Here is a 20,540-nt window from a genome sequence, read left to right on the forward strand (position 1 = left end):
CGTGCTTTCCTGGACCCTGGACACGACCTCGCCGGAGCAAACCCGGGAATTGGGGGCGGCTCTGGGCCGTTTGCTCGAGCCCGCCATGGTGGTGCTGCTCCATGGCGAACTGGGGGCCGGCAAGACCTGTTTCACCCAAGGCCTGGCCCGCGGACTGGAGGTGTCGGAGGATGAGCCGGTGACCAGCCCTTCCTACACCCTGATGAATCCCTATGCGGGGCGCCTGCCCCTCTATCATTTCGATCTCTACCGTTTGGCTTCGGTGGAGGATCTGGTCGATCTCGGCTTCGAGGATTACCTGCACGGCTCGGGAGTGACGGTTGTGGAATGGGCGGACCGCTTTCCGGAACTGGTGCTTGAAGGACTGCGGGTACATCTGGAGCATGGCTCCGATGATTCCCGCCGGATTACCCTTGAAGCCGGCCGTGACCCCTACGGCCGGTTGCTGGAGACGCTGCGCGGAGGCTGGTCGTCCGTGAAGGGGAAAGAATGAAGGAATACGATCTGGCGGTAATCGGCGGTGGGCCGGGGGGCTATGTCGCCGCCATTCGCGGCGCCCAGCGCGGCGCCCGGGTCTGCTTGGTGGAGGCCGAGGCGCTGGGGGGAACCTGCCTCAACCGGGGCTGTATTCCGACCAAGGCGCTTTACGCGACCGCCCGGATCCTGCGCACCCTGCGCGAGGCCGGAAATCACGGCATCCGCATTGCTGAACCCGGTTTCGATTTCGCCACGGCCGTGCGGCGCAAGGATCAGGTGGTTTCTCAGTTGGTCGGCGGTGTTGCGCAACTGCTCAAGGGTCACGGTGTCGATCTTTACTCCGGCCGGGGTTTTCTCGAAGGCCCGGGCCGACTTGGAATCCATGGTCAGGGCGCGGTCGGTCACCTGCGAGCCAGGGCCGTCATTCTTGCCACCGGCGGCCGTCCACTGGTCCCCGAAGGCTTCGTGCCGGACGGGAAAAATGTTTTGACCAGCGCTGAATTTCTTGCTATTAAGGATCTTCCCAAGAGTCTGCTGATCGTCGGTGGCGGCTACATAGGTTGCGAATTCGCTGGGATTTTTTCGACCTTTGGTGTTTCTGTCAGCCTTGTAGAACAGCTTCCCGTATTGCTTGCGCGCAGCGACCGGCAGGCGGTGCGCGAAGTGGAAAAGTTCTTCATGGCGGCCGGGGTCAGGCTTCATCTCAACACCGTCGTTTCAGGTGTTGAATCCCGCTCCGATGGGGTCCATGTCCGTCTTGCCAACGGTGAAACTCTCCAAGTCGAAAAAATCCTTCTTTCCGTCGGGCGTTGTCCCAACAGCGAAGGACTCGGGATTGAAGAACTCGGGGTGCGCCTGGATCGCGGCGCCGTCGTGGTCGATGAAGGGATGTGCACGAACGTCGACGGTATCTATGCCATCGGCGATCTGACCGGTGGTCGGCAGCTGGCCCATGTCGCCTCCTATCAGGCCGAGATCGCCGTGGAAAATGCTCTGGGCGGACAGGTTCGGGCCGATTACCGAGTGGTGCCGGACATCGTTTTCACCGATCCGGAGATCGCTCAGGTTGGTCTCACCGAGGAGCAGTGCCGGGAGGCGGGACTTGATTTCCAGGTCGGTCGCTTCGTTTATCTCGCCTCGGGCATGGCCTTGTGCATGGGAGAGCCCCGAGGCACGGTGAAGATTCTGGCGGAAAAGGACGGCGGCCGGATTCTCGGTGTGACCGTCGTCGGCGCGGACGCCTCGACGCTCATTGCCGAGGCCTCTTTGGCCATGAGCCGCAAGCTGTCGGCGCGGGAACTGGCCGCAGGCATTCGCGCCCATCCCAGTCTGCCGGAGATGATCAAGGAGGCCGCCGAGGATCTCTGCGGGCTGGCGGTTCATCGGCTGGGGCGTGCGGCTGCCCGGCGCAAATCATCCGACGTTTAACCTATACGACCCCTAAAGTCGTTTTTCCAAAAGGAGGAAGAGGGAATTATGGCCCTGGTTGTGCAGAAGTACGGCGGGACTTCCGTAGGTACCATCGACAGGATCCGCAACGTCGCTCGTCGTGTGGCCAAAACCTATGACGAAGGCAACGATGTGGTGGTTATCGTTTCGGCCATGGCCGGCGAAACCAACAAGCTCGTGGCGCTCGCCAACGAGATGTGTGAGTTCCCCAGCGAGCGTGAATACGACGTGCTCGTCGCCACCGGTGAGCAGGTGAGTATGTCGCTCCTTTCCATGTGCCTGCAGTCGATGGGCTACAAGGCCAAGAGCTACTGCGGCTTTCAGATCCCCATCGTCACCGACAGCGTCTTCTCCAAGGCGCGCATCGAAAAGATCGACGACAAGAAGATCCGCGAGGATCTCAAGAGTGGCACCATCATCATCGTCGCCGGCTTCCAGGGGGTCGACAAGGACGGCAACATCACGACCCTCGGGCGCGGTGGCTCCGATACCTCGGCGGTGGCGGTGGCGGCGGCGGTCAAGGCCGATGTCTGCGAGATCTTCACCGACGTTGACGGCGTTTATACGACCGATCCGCGCATCGTTCCGGAAGCTTCCAAAATGGAGAAGGTTTCCTACGACGAAATGCTGGAGATGGCCTCTCTCGGCTCCAAGGTGCTGCAGATCCGCAGCGTCGAATTCGCCAAGAAATACGGCGTGGTGGTCCACGTCCGTTCGAGTTTTAACGATAATCCAGGGACTCTGGTCACGAAGGAGGATGCTGATATGGAAGCCGTTCTGGTTTCGGGAATTACCTACAACAAGGATGAAGCCAAGATTTCCGTGCTGCGGGTTCCCGACAAGCCGGGGATTGCCGCGAAGATCTTCTCTCCCCTGTCCCACGCCAATATCACCGTGGACATGATCATCCAGAACCTCTCCCATGAAGGGTATACCGACCTGACCTTCACCGTGCCCAAAACCGATTTCAAGAAGGCTTTGAAGATCGTCGAGGAGACCGCCAAGGAGACGGGTGCCGCTTCCGTCACCAGCGACGAAACCATCGCCAAGGTTTCCATCGTTGGCGTCGGTATGCGTTCCCACTCGGGCGTAGCCAGCAAGATGTTCCAGATCCTCTCCCAGGAGGGGATCAATATCCAGATGATTTCCACCAGCGAGATCAAGGTTTCCTGCGTCATTGATTCCAAGTACACTGAACTGGCGGTGCGGGTGCTGCACGAAGCCTTTGATCTGGCCAAAAAAGACATCAAGGCAGAGTAAAGATAGTTTCTCACGTCAACCGGGTTCAGTCGTAGGGGCGACGCATGCGTCGCCCCTACCTGCATTGTCAGGTTGCGGAAAGCGGGGATAGAAGCATGAATCAGATCAAGCTCTACGATACGACTCTGCGGGACGGCACGCAGGCCGAGGAAGTGTCCTTTCTGGTGGCGGACAAGATCCGCATTGCCCAGCTTCTGGACGATCTAGGGATCCATTATATCGAGGGGGGCTGGCCCGGCTCCAATCCCAAGGACATCGCCTTCTTCAAGGACATCAAGAAGGTCAGTCTGAACCAGGCGAAGATTGCCGCTTTCGGGTCGACGCGTCGGGCCAATACTACCCCGGACAAGGATAATAACATCCGTACCCTGATCCAGGCCGAGCCGGATACTGTGACCATTTTCGGCAAAACTTGGGATTTTCATGTCCACGAGGCCTTGCGCATCAGCCTCGAAGAAAATCTGGAACTGATCTACGATTCTCTGGCCTATCTCAAAGAGCATGTCGGCGAGGTTGTCTACGATGCCGAACACTTTTTCGACGGCTACAAGGCCAACCCCGAATATGCCCTGAAGACCCTGCAGGCCGCCCAGCAGGCCGGTGCCGACTGCATCGTGTTGTGCGATACCAACGGCGGCACCTTGCCCCATGAACTTCCGGCGATCATCGAGCAGGTCAAAGAGAGGGTCTCCACGCCTCTGGGAATCCATACCCATAACGACGGCGAGTGCGCGGTGGCCAACTCCCTCATCGCTGTGGCCCATGGCATCGTCCATGTGCAGGGGACCATCAACGGTTTTGGCGAGCGTTGCGGCAATGCCAACCTCTGCTCCATCATCCCCGCCCTGCAACTCAAAATGGGCAAAAACTGTGTTGATGAAAGTCAGCTCAAATCCCTGCGCCAGCTCTCCCGTACCATTTACGAACTGGCCAACATGGTGCCGAACAAGCACCAGGCCTACGTCGGCAACTCGGCCTTCGCCCACAAAGGCGGGGTGCATGTCTCTGCTATCCAGCGCCATCCCGAGACCTACGAGCACATCCGTCCCGAACTGGTCGGCAACTGCACCCGGGTGCTGGTTTCCGACCTCTCCGGCCGCTCCAACATTTTGGCCAAGGCCGAGGAGTTCAACATCAACCTCGACAGCAAGGATCCTGTGACCCTGGAGATCCTGGAAAATATCAAGGATCTTGAGAATAAGGGCTTCCAGTTCGAAGGGGCCGAGGCCTCCTTCGAGTTGCTTATGCGTCGGGCCTTGGGGACGTTGCGTAATTACTTCTCGGTCATCGGCTTCCGGGTGATCGATACCAAGCGCCATGAGGATGAGAAGCCCGTGTCCGAAGCGACCGTGCAGGTCAAGGTCGGCGGGCGCATCGAGCATACCGCCGCCGAGGGGAATGGTCCCGTCAACGCCCTGGACAACGCCCTGCGCAAGGCTCTGGAGAATTTCTACCCGCGCCTTAAGGAGATTCGTCTCTACGACTACAAGGTGCGGGTTCTGCCGGCGGGGAAGGGAACGGCCTCCTTCACCCGGGTTCTCATCGAATCGGGGGACAAGGATAACCGCTGGGGGACGGTGGGCGTCAGCGACAACATCATCGATGCCTCCTATCACGCACTGGTGGATGCCCTTCAGTATAAACTGCTCAAGGATCAGGATAACTGAGGGTGTACCCGCCCCGGGGAACCTCCCTGCTGGTGGGGATTCTCGTTCTATGTCTCGGTTTTTTCGGCGGCCGGCGGCTCTTCATCGACGAAGAACCGCCGGCCGTTGTGCGTTCAAACCCTGCGGTTCTGTCGGTTTGGCTCGGCCAGGGTTTTGCGCGACCGGGTCTCCATCAATTATCTGACGCTTCTGCTTGGACGGGCGTCATTGCATTGACGGATGGTTCAGGGGTGCCGGAATGGCTGAAACTGGAGCTTAGTCGCCATCCGCCGCGCTCTGGGGAATGTCTTTCTCTGGGCCGCAGCGAAGCGGGAAAGCCGGTTCTGCTGAGGCGCTGGATGCCCGCTGAGCAGCGCATGGTTCTCGGCATCCCGCTGCACCCGAAGCGGATGAGCGGAGAAGACTGGCAGGCGTTGCCCGGGATTGGCCCGCGGCTAGCGGAGCGCATCGAAATGGACCGTCAAAAAAATGGCGACTTTTCCGATTTCACGGCTCTGGATCGGGTTCCTGGGATCGGTCCAAAGTCGCTGGAACGCTGGCATAAATATTTTGAATGAAAGATAAACATCTAATAAATAATAGAAAAATCTTGAGATGGAAAAACCGTTCGGGCGCTTTTGGAAATTCTGGCATGCCTTGTGTAAATGCTTATGAGTGATACCGGGGGACTTCCTCCGGTTGAATTCCATCCAAGGAGAGAGCCATGAAATGTCCTAAGTGCCGAGCCAGAATGTACGCCGAGAAATATTATGATTTCGTTCGTTCCTTCGACGCCTGGAAATGCTGCTCCTGCGGAGAGTTGCTCGATCCCACCATCGTCGCCAACCGTGCCCGGAACAACCAGCATTTTCTTGGCTGATTGAATCACTGACCAGCCGCGCCTCTTCCAGCGCCGGAAGCCAACAGGGTTTCCGGCGCTTTTTCATATCTGCGCCGTCAGTGTCCCGTGCCTTGCTATTCCATTCGGGAATTGCTAGAGTTCAGCTGCATTCCCGAGGGCGGAAAGATTCGCTTTCCCGCTCCCGGAAACCGGTTTGACCACCTGTTTCGTCCCTTCTGCCGACATGAGAGTTTCATGCTTTCTCCGATCATGCTCACCCCTCTTGTTGAAGCGATGCAGGAAGCCACCTTGGTGCGCTGGCATGTCCGGGAGGGAAGCCGGGTGGAGCAGGGCACGCCCCTGGCCGATTTCTCCGCCGCTGGGAGAAATCTGACGTTGTCCGCGCCCGAGCCCGGTGAGGTGGTGGTATTACGCATCGCCGAGGGGCAGATGGTTCCGGTCGGTACTCTGCTGGCGGTGCTGGATCGTGCCCCGGCGACGCATGCGGGGCCACCCCCGCCCGCTCCGGGTAAATCGCTCAAGGTGCGGCGTCTTATCGCCCGTAAGATGCAGGAGAGTTGGCGCAGTGTCCCGCATTTTTTCGTGACCGTGGCGGTGGACATGACCGACGTCATCGGCCTGCGCAAAAGCCTTGGCGTCACCATCAACGATTTCATTCTTGCTGCCGTGGTTCGTTCTCTGCGTGAGCATCCCTGGGTCAATAGCCTCTGGCTCGACGGCGAGGCCGTGGAGCAGTCGGCCATCAATCTGGCGATGGCGGTGGCCACCGAATGCGGGCTCTACTATCCAGTGCTCGCCGACTGCGGCGGGCTCGGCCTGCGAGAACTCAGCCGTCGGGCCGCGGAGCTGGCTGCCAAGGCCCACGAAGGTCGGCTGGAGCGCAAGGAAACGGCCGGTGGTACCTTTACCGTCTCGAATATGGGGATGCTCGGGGTCGAGTCCTTCAGCGCGATCATTACCCCGCCCCAGGCGGCGGTGCTGGCGGTGGGGACAATCCGCGGCGAAGTGGTGGTGGATGACGACGGCGAACCGGGTATCGCCCCGATGCTGCGCCTGACCCTTTCCGCTGATCACCGCATTCTCGACGGCGCAGATGCCGCCGAGTTTCTCGGTACCCTGAAGATCTACCTGGAAGCGCCCATTACCTTGGAAACAAGTGGCGACCGTGAATCCTGTTGAGTAATTTCTTGCAGAGGGGATGATGATGATCCAGAAAACATTAGCACCCGAAGCCCTGTCCTGGCAATGCGATCCGGCCCAGTTCGAATTCGCCTCGACCGCCGATCTCTCCCCCCTCGAAGGGACCATCGGCCAGGATCGGGCGGTAACCGCCATCGAGTTCGGTCTGGGGATTCGCGACGGCGGGTTCAACCTCTTTGTACTCGGCGAGCCGGGTTCCGGCCGCTCTTCCACCATCCGCAAACTTCTCAATCGTCGCGCCGCCGGCGAGAATGTCCCGGACGACTGGTGCTATCTCAACGATTTCAAGGAGACCGGCCGCGCCGTCTGTCTGCGCTTGCCTCCCGGCAAGGGCAAGGAGTTGCAGAAGGAGATGGAGGCGTTGGTCATCCGCCTGGCCGAGGAGATCCCCAAGGTCTTCGAAAGCAAGGAGTACGAGCAACAGAAGGGGCAGATCGCCGCCGCCTATCAGGAAAAAAATCGGCAGCTTTTTGAGCGTCTGGAGGCCGAGGCCAACCGCAATCGCTTCGTTCTGCAGCGTTCAGTCAGCGGCCTGGTGCTGGTGCCGACCAAGGGGGGGCAGCCCCTGTCGCAGCAGGAATTCGAGGAACTTTCCGACGAAGAACGGGAGATGCTCGACCGCAACGGCAGTGAACTGCAGGAACGTCTGACGGAAGTCATGCGCCAGGTGCGCGACCAAGAAAAGGAGATGCGTGCGGAGACGACCAAGATGGAGAAGGAGTTGCTGCTCTACGCGATCGGCCATCTCTTCGAGGATCTGGAGGCGCGCTACGGCGAGCATACCCAGGTGCTGGAGCATTTCGCCGACTGCAAGAAAGACCTGCTCGACCGGATCGACGAGTTCCGTCCATCGGAAGGGCCGACCCTGGCCATCCCCGGCCTCAAGCAACTCAGCCAGGAGCCGTCTTTTGACCGCTACCGGGTCAATCTCTTTATCGACAACAGCGAACTGACTGGGGCGCCGGTCATCTACGAGGCCAATCCCACCTACTTCAACGTCTTCGGCCGCATCGAACACGTCATCCAGATGGGAAACGCCATCACCAACTTTACGATGATCAAGCCCGGGGCGCTGCATCGGGCCAACGGCGGCTATCTGATTCTTGACTGCCGCGAGGTGCTGATCAACCTCTTCACCTACGAGGCCTTGAAGCGCAGCATCCGCAAGCGGGAGATTCGCATCGAGGACATGGCCGAGCAGTTCCGGCTCATCGCCACCGTTTCCCTTAAGCCGAAACCGGTCCCCCTCGACTGCAAGATCATCCTCATCGGCGTTCCTCAACTCTATTATCTTCTCTATCACTACGACCAGGATTTCCGTAAGTATTTTAAGGTCAAGGCTGATTTTGACCGGATGATGAAGAATACCTGGGAGAACGTTCAGCAGTACGCTCTCTTTGTCGGCTCCAAGTGCCGGGAGGAGAATCTGCGTCACTTCGAGCCCGACGGCGTCGCCCGGCTGGTGGAATATTCGGCGCGTCTGATCGAGGATCAGGGGCGGCTTTCTTCCCGTTTTCTCGACATTGCCGATCTGATCCGCGAGGCGTCTCATTATGCCGAACGTCACGGGCGCGAACGGGTCGGTGCCGAACAGGTGAATCTCGCCATCGAGGCGCGCATCTATCGTTCCAACAAGGTCGAGGAGCGGATTCAGGAGTTTATTGAGGACGGCACTCTGCTGGTCGATACCCAAGGCGCGGTGGTCGGTCAGGTAAACGGCCTCTCCGTCTACATGCTTGGGGATTATGCGTTCGGCAAACCCTCAAGGGTAACGGTACGCACCTTTCTGGGCAAGGGGGGGATGATCAACATCGAGCGGGAGGTGAAACTTTCCGGGCCGAGCCATGACAAGGGGGTACTGATCCTCAGCGGTTTCTTCGGCGAACGCTTTGCTCAAGACAAACCCCTGGCAGTGGCCGCCTCCATCTGCTTCGAGCAGTCCTACAGTGGGGTGGACGGCGACAGCGCTTCCTCCACCGAACTCTACGGATTGCTCTCCTCGCTCTCCGGACTGCCGATCCGTCAGGGGGTCGCCGTGACCGGTTCCGTCAACCAACGCGGCCAGATTCAACCCATCGGCGGGGTCAACGAGAAGATTGAGGGTTTCTATGCGGTGTGCAAGGCTTTCGGCCTCAATGGCGAACAGGGGGTGATGATTCCCGTGCAGAACGTGAAAAACCTCATGCTCAAGCCCGAGGTGGTTGAGGCCGTGCGCGCGGGACGTTTTCACATCTGGGCGGTAACCACCATTGACGAGGGGATCGAGATCCTCACTGGGGTGCCTGCCGGCGAGCGCCAGGCGGATGGGACCTGGCCGGAAGGTTCGGTGAATGCCCGGGTCGATCAGCGCCTGCGGCAAATGGCCGAAGCCCTGCGCAAATTCGGAGCGGGCAAAAATGAAGAGAAGCCGGGCGATTCGTAAATCGCCCGGCTTCATAAAAATCGGGCAGAAACAGGGAGAAAGAACCACCCGCCGGGCAGCCTTTACTCAGCACTTCTGCATTACCAGAACCGCCAGTTCCCGGTCTGCAGAACATAGATCCCCAGAGCGAGGTTGGCCACGGCGTGGGCGAGGATGCACTGGGCGATGCTGCCCGTGCGGTATAAAAGAAGATTGAAAAAGGCGCCGGCCATCATCCCGGCCAGATAGTGGTTATGCTCCAAGCCGAAGAGGACAGTCGTCGCCAGGAAGGAAAACCAGGTGAAACGACCAATCGCGACCTTGATGAAGTCCGGTTCGATGAGGTAGCGCAAGAGGAAGGAGCGCCAGAAAAGCTCTTCCATCACCGGCACGACCAGCACTGCCCCCGCCAGGCGGGCGGCGATCATCGTTGAGCGGGCCGTGCCTTCGGGAATCCGTCCGGGATCGAAACCCTGGGGCTCGCCAAGGGTAGCAAAGCCCCAGTCCATGTGGATCCAGAGGATAAAGATCAACATCCCCGCGAGCAAGCTCAGGGTCGTATGACGCCAGTCTGCCAGATCCGCCGCACGGATTTCCTTATAGCGGCGGCACAATAGGACCAAGCAGAGTCCCACCAGGGCGGCTTTGGCGGGATAAAGATAGAGCCATTCCCCTTCATTCCCGGGCAGCATTTCACGCTGCGCCAGAAAACGCAGGCCCTCCTCCACGCCGATGAAGCCCATGAACAGGGCGAACGGCAGAATCCGAATCCAACCTTCCGAACGCATGTCTCTATCTCCTTTTTCACCCGGTTGTCATCATACGTTCTTTATACGTCAACAGGATGGATTTGTCGAAAACGTCCAAGGTTTTCCTTGGGGTTGTGACGCATTTCGACAGGTGTGTCGGAATTCTTTACAGCTAGTGCTGCCACTGGATTTTGCTCAGAATCCAAGTGGCTGTAATATATATGAATTTTATATGGCACGGGAATTGAAAATCGTTAATATTTCAGGGGTTCGACGTCGCGTTGCCATCTTGGGAGGGGTTTGAGGTTTTCCATGGGCGAACGGAAGTGCCGTGAAAAACTGGCTCTTGTTGGGCGTGTGGCCGAAGCCGTCGGAGCCGGCGACGAATCGGCGACGGTAACGCGCCTGCTTGTCGAGCTGACCGCGGATTTTCTGGAAGCGCCACGGGGATCCCTGATGCTTCTGGACGACCACCAGGAGCTTTTCATCGTCGCTTCGGTGGGGCTCGACCGGGAAAGCGCCCGCGCCTGGCGTGGGCGTATCGCCCAAGGGGTGGCGGGAAGGGTCGCCGCGCAGAGTACGTCTTTGCTCTGTGCCGATGTTCTTGCCGACAAGCGTTTTTCCGAAGGGTGCCGCGAGCCGCTTTCCGTTCGTTCCTTCATTTCTGCGCCGATCATCGGCAAAAACCGCGTTCTGGGGGTGCTGAACTTTTATGATCGGTTGACGCCCCCCTTCGATTCCGACGATCTCGACCTGGTGGGAGCCATTGCCTCTCTGGCTGCGCTGGCTATGGAAAAGCTGATCTTGGCGCGGAACTTTCAGGAGCGCGCCGCCGATATCGAAGAGGCGAACCGTCGCCTGAGCGCCCAGGATCTGGCCAAGACCGAGTTTCTCACCCGTCTTTCCCATGAATTGCGTACGCCCTTGAACGCGATCCAAGGGAGCCTTCATCTGCTCCGTGACGAGCGTGTCGATGATGTGGCCCGTCGCGAAGAGTTTCTCGATATTGTCGCTACGGAGACGGAGCGGTTGCTCGGCATGGTCAACCGGCAGCTTGACTTTTTGCGGATTGAAGATGAGAGCCGCATGCTGCGCAAGACCTTTCTGTCTCTCGACGGCATTCTGCGCGAAGCGCTGCGGGTGACTCCCGAGCAGAAGGCCGCCCGCTACCGGCAGTTGGCGGTCGAACTCGATATCCCGCGCAATCTCGAAGAGGTCGTGGGCGACAAGATTCTCGTGGGCCAGATGTTTGTGCATCTGCTCGACGGCCTGTCCGCTTACCTCTCCCCGTCCGCGCGGCTGCGCATTTCCGTTCGCGAACAGGAGGCGGTCGCCGTTCTGTTGCAGGCTTCAGAGGAGGTTCCCGAATCGGTTCAGGACGGCTTGCTGGCCGTGAAGAACATCTACCGCTCCGATCGTCCCGAGGAATCGGTCAAGTTTTACTTGGCCATGAAGGTGGCCGAGAACCACGGCTGGCGTCTCGGTATCGGCAACAGCGAGGAGGGTTTCCGGATCAGCCTGCATATCCCCCGCGCCCAGGCCATACGGCGCGATACGGCCTTGGCTATGGTCATGGACCGGGCCCTCGGTTTCGTCGCGGAAGTCCTTGGCGTCGATACCTGCTCGCTCATGCTCAGTGATGAGCTGACCGGCGAGCTGACCATTCGCAGCGCCCTCGGTCTTGACGACTGGATCGTGCGGCAAACCCGCATCCGCCCAGGTGATCGCATCGCTGGCTGGGTGGCGCAGGAGGGGCGTCCGGTGCTGGTCAAGGACATCGAGACCGATTCCCGTTTCGCCCGCAAGAACCTGCAAGGGCAATACCGCTCCCATTCCCTGCTTTCCCTCCCCCTGCTTCATCAAGGGCAAGCGGTCGGCGTGCTCAACCTGAACAACAAGAAGAACGGTGAACCCTTTTCCGAGCAGGATCTCGCTCTGGCCGCGCCGATCTGCGAGCGGCTTACACAACTGCTTGAAAAAACCGCCTACAGTTGCGATCATGAGGGGCAGCTGCGGGATCTGGTCGCCGGTCTTGATGCCCTGCTCACTGCCGAACAGCGTTATCGAAAAAAAAATTCCCGTTACGCGGATTTGCTGGTCAGGGTTCTGGAACAAATCGGGGCCTCCCCTCGGGAGAAGACTTTGGCTCCGTATGTCGCCCTGGTTTACGATCTCGGGCTGATCAGCCAGGACGAACGCCTAGTAACGCGCAAGCGTCCCCTGACTCCGGTCGAAGCTTTGGTGGTGCGCAATCATCCCCAAGCCACGCTGGATATCCTTGAATCCATCGAATTTTCCCAGGTGGTTGCCAAGGCGGTCCTCCATCACCATGAGCGCTACGACGGTCGGGGTTACCCCGACGGACTCGCCGGAGACGAAATCCCGCTCATGGCGCGCGCCTTGGCGGTGGTCGACGCCTACTGCGCCATGACCGAGGACCGGCCTTATCGCGCCGCGCTCGGTTCGGTAGAGGCGCTACGCGAGCTGGAGGCGGGAGCGGGTTCCCTGTACGATCCCCGGGTGGTGGAAGCTCTAGAGGCGGCTCTGGTGGATTAACCACCCTGTCGTTGCTTTTTGGCGACAAGCTAAGTTGTTGACTTTACGTAAAATCATGGGTTTTGTCGGGACTTTTGTCGGTTATGGCCGACGGTTTTCCCGGCTTCTGATGCACAGCGGCGCGAAGTTTTTTACAATTTGTTGTAATGGTTCGATTTATTTAGTTGGAGCGGGATTTGCAGGTGTGTAAGATTCAGCCATCACCGGTTTTTCGCTGTTATGAACCGCCAACGGGAGGGGGTGCTCTTGACACTCAACCGCGACCGAAGGAAAGCCTTTGAGCCTCTTTGATTTCCAAAAAATTGAACAAGACGACCCGTTGTTTCACGATGTACTTGCCCTGCGCTACAAGGTTTATTGCGAAGAGCGCGGATTTGAAAACCCCGAGGACCACCCCGACGGACTGGAGCGGGACGAATACGACGACTCTGCCGTCCATTTCGCCGCCTTGTTGAAAAACACCTGCAAGGTGGTGGGAACGGTCCGGCTCATTCTCCATTCTGAACGCAGCTTTCCAATCGAAAGGGCCTTTTCTTTCGAAAAGGATCTTTCCCACCTGCAGCCGTGCCAGTTGGGTGAGGTTTCCCGCTTGGCACTTTCCAAATGCTATTGCCGTGAATTGCAGCAGGCGCGCCTGCGCTCCGACTCGGAGGCGGGCGAGGTGGTCAACGGACTCTTGCGCTGTCTGGCCGAGGAAAGCCTGGAGCGGGGGATTTCCCATCTCTACGCGGTTATGGCGCGGGGGTTGCCGATTCTGCTGGCCCGGCGCAAGGTGCTTTTTTCCCAGATCGGTCCGGAGCGGGAGTATCACGGCCTGCGCGCTCCCTACTTGGGCGCGGTGCGGGATATCGTCAACCGCAATCCGGTGATCTTCTATACCTGCCGGCCTGAAACGCCGCTGGAGGCCGTGGCCTGACGACTCATGACGAGGTCTGGCGCATGGCCTTGAGGACGAAGTGCCGAACAAGGCGCTGCAGCGGATTTTTACCGCCCCCCCAGACGTACCCTTGGTGCATCTTTCCCCGCAGCATATCGATCTGAAGATAATGGGGAACCGGTTTGCTGGTCCCCTTTCCGGTCAGGATTTTCACCACCTCCGTCGCCACCAGCGACGCGGCCAGAGTGCAGGCCGGCGCCACCGCCGGTCCCTTGCGCTCCTTCACATTCACCTTCCGCCTGTCCAGATAACGCAGATGATAGGGGCGGGGGGCCAGCCCCGCGGCAAAAGCCGCCAGCTTTTCCAGTTCATCCATTTGATCGTTGATGCCGAAGTAGTCGTCGAAACTCATTCCCTGCGGCGCGAAGACCTGCAAGGTCGCGCCGAATCCCAAAGGGGCGGCGGTCAGGGCATAGATGTTCTTGCTGCGAGCCTGGTGGAAAACCAGGCGGCGGATGTCGATTTCAAAAAATTCGATGCCGTCGATAAAGACCTCGACCCCCTCCAGAAAGGCGTCGACGTTGTCGGCCGAGACCCCTTGGGGGAAGAGGGTGACCTCTACCTGGGGGTTGATGTCGCGGATCATCTCGGCAAGCACTTCGGCCTTGTGGCGACCGAAGGTGCTGTGAAAAGCGCCGAACTGGCGACTGATGTTGACCGGCTCGAAAACGTCGAGATCGGCAATGTTAAATTTCCCGACACCGAGACGGGCGAGGGTCAGCAGGTGAACGCCGCCGACCCCGCCGGCTCCGGCCACCGCGACCTTCGCATTAAGCAGGCGGGCCTGTTCCTCTTCGGTCAGCAGACCGATGTTGCGGGAAAATTCGTTATCGATCAGATTTTTCATGTTTTGCCCCGTCTGTAGGGTTGTCTTCTTCCTCAATAAAAAGACCTTACCAACAAAAGCTGCTTTTGCCAGGTGTAATTTTGATTGGCGAGCAGCAAAAATGCTATAGTTTTCCCTGTTGAAGCGGTTGCCACTGACAGGGCTTAGCAAGCCGGAAAGGATTGGATTTTGTACATGAAGACACGATTGAAGTATTTTTTGGTGATTTTGTCGACTGTTTTTTTCTTCTTGATGCTCATCGCCTCCGCAATGGGATCCAACGATTTCGGCATCGATGGCCGTGAGTTGGCGTTAAAGGTTCGTGACCGTGAGAATGGAGATGACTTTACGGCTCAGGGAACGATGGAGCTGATCGATAAAAACAGTAATCGGCGTGAACGTACTTTTGTTCTCTATCGAAAAGATCAGGGCGACCTGTCCAAGCAGGTTTTACGTTTTTTATCGCCTGCCGACATCGCTGGAACCGCTTTTTTGTCTACGGAACTGAATACAAAGGAAACAGAACAATTGCTGTTCCTTCCCTCACTAAAACGAACCCGTCGCATTGTTTCATCGCAAAAAGCGACCAGTTTTGTGAATACGGATTTTACTTATGAAGATATGGAACGTCGCGATGTCGATCTTTGGGAACACAAGATCCTTGCCGTTGAGAAAATCGGCCAGGCCGAATGCTTTGTTCTTGAAAGTGTTCCCAAAGAAAAGACCAATACGGAATATTCCTTGATAAAATCTTGGGTCATAAAAGATATCAATGTTCCGATAAAGGTGGACTATTACGATAAAAAGAAGCGTTTGTTCAAGGAGTATCGAGTGACGAACCTGAAGAATATTCAAGGAGTTTGGACCGAAATGCAAGTCAGCATGGCCGATTTGCTCAGCGGGCATCGTACCCTGATGAGTAATGGGGACGTTGCTTACAACTCAGGCCTGAATGATGACTTGTTTACCGAACGCAGCTTGGAAAGATGGTAGGGGCCTATGTTCAGGTGGATTATTGCACTCTGTGGCGGCTTGGCAGTGGGGGGCGTCTTCGGAAGTCTTGCTTTGGCGCTGGATACTCCCGAAACGGTCGGGTTTGCGGAGCACGGGGGGGCTTATTCATTTTCCTTCGATGATGGAGGAGCGCTTTCCCCGTCCCCGGCAGTCGTTCAGGAAAAAGGGCTGCTTGATCGCTTGTCTTGGCGCGGTCTTTTGGATATGACTGCCGGGGCCGACCTTAAAGACGACGAGCCCAACGAACATCCCTACGATTTTAGAAATACGATACGGCTCCAGGCGGTACTCGATTCCGTCCGTCATGGTTCGTCGTCCACGGTCACCGCCTCGGACGCTCGTTGGCAGGCGCTGGTCTCTCTTCAGGGCGATTATTTGTGGATGGGACCGGAGCATGTGAACGACGATGTACGCATAGACTTTCACGAAACCTCCTACCTGTGGGCCTCCAAACGCTACGAAATAAAGCTCGGGAAGCAGATTGTCCGCTGGGGGAAGACCGATCAGGTGAGTCCCGTCGACAACCTGAACCCTCAAGACGGCAGGCAGTTTATCCTGTATGAGCTGGAGGACCGCAAGCTGCCCAGTTGGATGGCCAGGGGACGCGTCTTTTCCGACAACCTGACCTTCGAGGGGGTTTACCTGCCTTGGTTTGAGCCGGCCCTCTTCGATTATTTCGAATCCGACTGGGCGGTCTATCGCCAGGTGCGCGAAGACGTCAGGGAAGGGCCGCTGCCGCCGGCGCTGCGGGAATATCTGCTCGCTCGCCACGTTGAAACCCGCGAGCCGACCAAGACTTTACGCAATTCGGAATTCGGCGGTCGGGTGACCGCGACCCTCTCCGGCATTGATGTCGGGGTGAGTTATTTCTATGGGTGGGAAGATGCTCCGTATTTCCGCAGCTTTCCCATCAAAAACTTTTCCCTCGACGGCGGCTATTCCAGTGAAAACCTGCTCAATGCACTTTCCGAGGCGGTTTTGGCCGATGAGCCGATCCGTGCGGAACACCGCCGTCAGCGCGTTATCGGCGCCGAATTTGAAACCACGGCCGGGCTGTTTGGATTGCGGGGCGAGGCCGCTTATTTCGACCGGGTTTCCTTTTTGGCCACCGATCTGACCTCGATACGGCGGCCGGTTTTTCATTATGTGCTGGGGGGGGATTATTCGAGTCCGTCCGACTGGTATGCCAACCTGCAATGGTCGCATCAGCTGATCGTGGGGTCGGATGCCGATATTCTCTATTTCGATCAGCACGATATGGCCGTTCTGGCCGAACTCAGCCGCACCTTTTGGCGGGGTCGGTTCAAAGCGGGTGTCAAAGCAAACTACAATGTCGGCAACGGCAGTCTTTATCTACAGCCGGAAATCGAACTGAAATCCTTAAAGAATACCGAATTGACATTAGGTGCGAGCTTTTTTGAGGGGGGCGATCGCTCCCTTTTTGGCCTCTATGATCACAATGATCAGGTGTTTTTTCGGGTCAAATATTTTCTTTGATTGTTTAGGGGGCGACGATGGTTACAACATTGATCCGGCGGGCGTATCGGCTTCTGGTCGGTTATCCCAAAGTTTTTTTAAGTGTTATTGGGCTGATAACGGTTCTGGGCGGCATCGGATACTCGCGTTTGCCGATTGAAACCTCGGTCGAGTCGCTCATTATCGAGAACGATCCTGATCTGCTTTTTTATGAAAAATTTAAAGACCAGTTCGGCGAGGATGAGTTCCTTGTGGTGGCTTTTTCCGGACCGGAAATCTTTTCCGCCGAAACGTTGCAGTGGATAAGCGACCGGACCGAAGTCCTCGAAGGCATCCCCGAGGTCCGCGAGGTGGTCAGCCTGACCAATGTCGAAGACATTGTCGGCAGTGATTACGATTTTATCATCCGCCCCTTGGTGGAAGAAATGCCGACTTCGGCCGAGGGCTTCACGCGGATTCGCCAGCGGGCCCTCGACAATCCTCTTATCCGGGGAGGGCTGGTTGCCAATGACGGCCAAGCCGCGCTCTATCTGATCCGTACCGTCCCCCACCCGGGGGACGAAACCTACGATGCCCGTTTGATCAAGCAGGTGCAAACCCACTTCGCGCAAGATCCCGGCGCGCCCCCGGGCCTGGAGTGGCACTTGGCCGGATGGCTGGTCACAGATGTGAACATGGCCGGCTACATGAACCACGATATGGCGGTATTCATGCCGCTCACCTATCTGTTGCTGATTGTGCTGCTCTGGTTCTTTTTGCGCAACGGCTACGCGGTTTTCATTTCCGTCATCGTCATTACGACCTGCCTGGTCTGGACTCTGGCTTTGCTCTATCTGGTCGGCGGGGCCATGAGTCCCATGACCTCGATCCTTTCCCCCCTGATGATGGCCTTGGCGTTATCGGACTGCGTACATATCTTTTTGGACTTTCTGAAACAGGATCGAACCGCAGAGGATGTCGTGACGGTGATGGGGCGGACCATGGAGCGACAGGCGGTGCCTTGCTTCCTGACCAGCCTCACTACGGCCATCGGTTTTGCCTCCCTGGTCGTCAGCGACATCCCGCCGATCCGCCATTTCGGATTGGCCGCCGCCGGCGGCATGGTCGCCGAATATGGCCTGTCGGTAACGGTTTTGCCCCTGGGGGTCTGGCTTTTCCGGCGTCGGCCCGGGCTGCGGGAAAAGGGCCCTCCCGCGCGCAAAGGGGGATTTTTCGGAGGAGCCCTTCTCAACCGCATGGTTACACGTCATACGCTGGCGGTTTTGTTGGGAACGGTGGCCCTGGTCATTCTTTCCGTGATCGGTATCACGCGTCTTCAGGTTGAAACCAACCTCATCGAGTATTTCAAAAAAAGCAGCGAGGTTTATCGGGATACGCATTTTGTCGATACGTATCTGGGCGGAGTGAATACCCTGGAAATTTCCTTTTTCGCATCCGAGGCGGAAGCGTTCAAGGACCCGGCCAACCTGCAAATGCTTGAAGAAGTCGCCGCCTATCTGGAAACGCAGCCCGATATCAGTCGCACGACCACCGTCGCCGACTTTTTGAAACAGATGAATCAGGCCTTTCATGGGGATCGGAAGGAGGCCTATGTCCTTCCAGAATCCCGGGAAATGGCCGCGCAGTACCTGCTTTTGTACGACGGCGACGAGTTGGCCAACTTTATTGATACCGACTACCGCTGGGCGCGCCTGTCCGCCCAGATCAGCGAACACCGTTCCAGTGTGTTGAAGGAGCGGATCGAGGATTTGCAAGCCTTTTTACGGGAGCGCTTTGCCGACTCGGGGATGGAGATCGTCGTCACCGGGAAAACGTCGCTGGTGAACAAACTGGTGGGGAACATCGTCGACAGTCAGGTTCAGAGTCTGGCCCTGGCCTGCGGGCTCATCTTCGCCATTCTCTTTGTCGTTTTCCGCTCGACCGCCTTGGGGGTGCTGGCGGTGATCCCCAACGTTTTGCCGATCATTTTCAATCTGGGACTCATGGGCTGGCTGGGCATCCCCCTCAATACCGCGACTGCGATCATTTCCGCCATCGCTATCGGCATCGCCGTGGATGACACCATTCATTACGTTCACCAGTATCAGGAAGAGCGGCGCGGCGGGATGGAGCGATCTGCGGCGGCGTTGGTCGCCTTGGAAAAGAAGGGCGGCGCCATGGTCTCCACCTCGCTCATCCTGGTCATCGGGTTCGGAGTGCTGGTGCTGTCGAGCTTCGTGCCGACTATTCAGTTCGGTTTCTTGTGTGCGATGATCATGCTGACCGCGCTGTTGAGCGATCTTTTGGTCCTGCCGGCCATGTTGATGCTGGCACGGAAGCCGGCGGGTGTTTCTTAGCTCGTCTCTGGGCGAGAGTGTAAGAAACCATGGAAGGCCTGTCGGATTTTTTTACAGATTTCTCTGGGTGAAAAATGTCAATTCGCATCGAACCTACATAGAAACAGTATGTTATCTATTGGCATATGCCTTGCAAAATCTCTTGCTAAAGGAAAGATTCTCGGGTTCGCAACAAGAGATTATTGGGGCCGGAAGCTTGGAGTTTGTTCCGGAATCTGGAGATTCAAAGACGTAAACATGAAAAAGGGAGGAACAAAATGAAAAAAATTCTAGGTTTGGTTGTTGGGTTGGGTTTGGTGGCCATTACGGCCGGGACTGGGTACGCGATGCCTCTGATTTGGGATGTAGGTGCTGCCAGTGCTCCGGCTTACGGGGACGCGGATACTCTGACCGGTGTTTTTGACCAGATCGCCTTTGCTTCGCAGACCAGCACCATTCAGTATGACACCAATGGTAACGGGATTCTGAATGTCGGTGACCGGTTTGGCGATGCCGGCGATTTGCGCGTAAACGATTTACTTGCCTCTGGGATCATCGACAAAGAAGGTCTGAATCAACTCGATGGCTATGAGGTGACGGCCCAATGGTCCGATCTGACTGGGTATGTCGCGGGGCTCGATAATGCCGATCCCACCAATACAAGGCTCGATCTTATTTACGACGGCGGCACGATTAATTTTTACCTCGATGCGGCTTTGGACTCGGAATTTGCCAATCCGGCCGGCTCCGCCCCTCCCGCCGGGGCTGGGGGCACCGGTTTTGCTAACGGCACCTTGATCGCTACCCTGTCCGTGCTCCAGGGTTTGGGGCATACCTTCCTCGATTTTACCGGCAGCGATCTGGCCAACCAGGGATCGGTGGAGCTTTCGTTGCAGTTTTCCTACTTGCTGGACGATTTCTGGCTGAACGCTCTCGGTGTCGACTTGCTGGATATTGCCCCGGTCGACTGGTATTTTATGACTACCGACATGAATATCGACACCCCAACGAATGTGCCTTATGATAATGCTCTTTATATCGCGTATTCGAATCAGAACGGTTCGGGCGAGATGACGGTTGTTCCTGAGCCTTCCACTCTTCTTCTTTTGGGTGGCGGCTTGCTCGGGCTGGCTTTTGTCGGGCGGAAAAGATCCCGCAAGGAATAAGACGCAAAACGGCCATATTTAAAAGTGGTCGTTACAGCAAACTCAACAAAAAGGGAGAACCAGAATATCTGGTTCTCCCTTTTTGTTTGGTGCGCCAGGCATGGCGCGTGGTGCGTAAGCACCAGATGATTGATCGTGGTGGTCAATCGTTGACTTGGAGGTGAAAGTCCTCTACGGACCCTGATGACGGGAACCGTTAGCTGAAC

16 protein-coding genes are annotated in these 20,540 nt (G+C 57.4%); 14 read left to right on the plus strand and 2 right to left on the minus strand.

The features are described 5' to 3' along the window. Position 1 precedes the first annotated feature (1 nt). The 8 genes from tsaE to RBR25_RS02700 all read left to right on the plus strand — a co-directional run bounded on the left by tsaE (position 2) and on the right by RBR25_RS02700 (position 9,316). Positions 2-493: a tRNA (adenosine(37)-N6)-threonylcarbamoyltransferase complex ATPase subunit type 1 TsaE gene (gene tsaE / locus RBR25_RS02665; RefSeq protein WP_432817975.1), complete on the plus strand. Its 492-nt coding sequence runs from the start codon at positions 2-4 to the stop codon at positions 491-493. Then, positions 490-1,905 carry a dihydrolipoyl dehydrogenase gene (lpdA, locus tag RBR25_RS02670; protein WP_432817976.1) on the plus strand — a complete coding sequence of 472 codons (1,416 nt, stop codon included), beginning with the start codon at positions 490-492 and terminating at the stop codon, positions 1,903-1,905. Before tsaE ends, lpdA begins: the two co-directional genes overlap by 4 nt. Positions 1,906-1,953: 48 nt before the next feature. Continuing rightward, positions 1,954-3,186 (plus strand): aspartate kinase, encoded by a 1,233-nt coding sequence (locus RBR25_RS02675; protein ID WP_432817977.1) that lies wholly within the window; start codon positions 1,954-1,956, stop codon positions 3,184-3,186. Between the two features lie 95 nt (positions 3,187-3,281). Further along, positions 3,282-4,853, plus strand: coding sequence for a citramalate synthase (gene cimA, locus RBR25_RS02680; protein WP_432817978.1), 1,572 nt, complete (start codon positions 3,282-3,284; stop codon positions 4,851-4,853). A gap of 2 nt (positions 4,854-4,855) precedes the next feature. Then, positions 4,856-5,410: a ComEA family DNA-binding protein gene (locus RBR25_RS02685; protein WP_432817979.1), complete on the plus strand. Its 555-nt coding sequence runs from the start codon at positions 4,856-4,858 to the stop codon at positions 5,408-5,410. Between the two features lie 146 nt (positions 5,411-5,556). Next, positions 5,557-5,712: a hypothetical protein gene (locus RBR25_RS02690; RefSeq protein WP_432817980.1), complete on the plus strand. Its 156-nt coding sequence runs from the start codon at positions 5,557-5,559 to the stop codon at positions 5,710-5,712. A 216-nt stretch (positions 5,713-5,928) separates the two neighbouring features. Continuing rightward, positions 5,929-6,873, plus strand: a complete 945-nt coding sequence (locus RBR25_RS02695; protein WP_432817981.1) for a dihydrolipoamide acetyltransferase family protein — start codon at positions 5,929-5,931, stop codon at positions 6,871-6,873. Between the two features lie 19 nt (positions 6,874-6,892). Further along, complete coding sequence (locus tag RBR25_RS02700; RefSeq protein WP_432817982.1) at positions 6,893-9,316, plus strand: Lon protease family protein; 2,424 nt, start codon at positions 6,893-6,895, stop codon at positions 9,314-9,316. A gap of 80 nt (positions 9,317-9,396) precedes the next feature. Here the strand turns inward: RBR25_RS02700 and RBR25_RS02705 are convergent, their stop codons facing one another. After that, positions 9,397-10,083 carry a CAAX prenyl protease-related protein gene (locus tag RBR25_RS02705; RefSeq protein WP_432817983.1) on the minus strand — a complete coding sequence of 229 codons (687 nt, stop codon included), beginning with the start codon at positions 10,081-10,083 and terminating at the stop codon, positions 9,397-9,399. A 273-nt stretch (positions 10,084-10,356) separates the two neighbouring features. Here RBR25_RS02705 and RBR25_RS02710 point away from each other — a divergent pair, with 273 nt between their 5' ends. Beyond that, on the plus strand, positions 10,357-12,600 hold the full coding sequence (locus RBR25_RS02710) for a GAF domain-containing protein (RefSeq protein ID WP_432817984.1): 2,244 nt from the start codon (positions 10,357-10,359) through the stop codon (positions 12,598-12,600). Between the two features lie 277 nt (positions 12,601-12,877). Then, complete coding sequence (locus RBR25_RS02715; RefSeq protein WP_432817985.1) at positions 12,878-13,516, plus strand: PEP-CTERM/exosortase system-associated acyltransferase; 639 nt, start codon at positions 12,878-12,880, stop codon at positions 13,514-13,516. A 4-nt stretch (positions 13,517-13,520) separates the two neighbouring features. Here the strand turns inward: RBR25_RS02715 and RBR25_RS02720 are convergent, their stop codons facing one another. Next, positions 13,521-14,384: a ThiF family adenylyltransferase gene (locus RBR25_RS02720; protein ID WP_432817986.1), complete on the minus strand. Its 864-nt coding sequence runs from the start codon at positions 14,382-14,384 to the stop codon at positions 13,521-13,523. Between the two features lie 174 nt (positions 14,385-14,558). Between RBR25_RS02720 and RBR25_RS02725 the strand changes: the two genes are divergently transcribed. The 4 genes from RBR25_RS02725 to RBR25_RS02740 all read left to right on the plus strand — a co-directional run bounded on the left by RBR25_RS02725 (position 14,559) and on the right by RBR25_RS02740 (position 20,334). Then, entirely contained in the window at positions 14,559-15,356 is a 798-nt protein-coding gene (locus RBR25_RS02725; RefSeq protein ID WP_432817987.1) for an outer membrane lipoprotein-sorting protein, read from the plus strand. Positions 15,357-15,362: 6 nt separating this feature from the next. Next, positions 15,363-16,874, plus strand: a complete 1,512-nt coding sequence (locus tag RBR25_RS02730; protein ID WP_432817988.1) for a DUF1302 family protein — start codon at positions 15,363-15,365, stop codon at positions 16,872-16,874. A 17-nt stretch (positions 16,875-16,891) separates the two neighbouring features. Further along, positions 16,892-19,189, plus strand: coding sequence for an efflux RND transporter permease subunit (locus RBR25_RS02735; RefSeq protein ID WP_432817989.1), 2,298 nt, complete (start codon positions 16,892-16,894; stop codon positions 19,187-19,189). A 257-nt stretch (positions 19,190-19,446) separates the two neighbouring features. Continuing rightward, positions 19,447-20,334, plus strand: a complete 888-nt coding sequence (locus tag RBR25_RS02740; protein ID WP_432817990.1) for a PEP-CTERM sorting domain-containing protein — start codon at positions 19,447-19,449, stop codon at positions 20,332-20,334. Positions 20,335-20,540: the final 206 nt, after the last annotated feature.

Source organism: Trichloromonas sp. (genome assembly GCF_034006665.1).
Taxonomy (GTDB): domain Bacteria; phylum Desulfobacterota; class Desulfuromonadia; order Desulfuromonadales; family Trichloromonadaceae; genus Trichloromonas.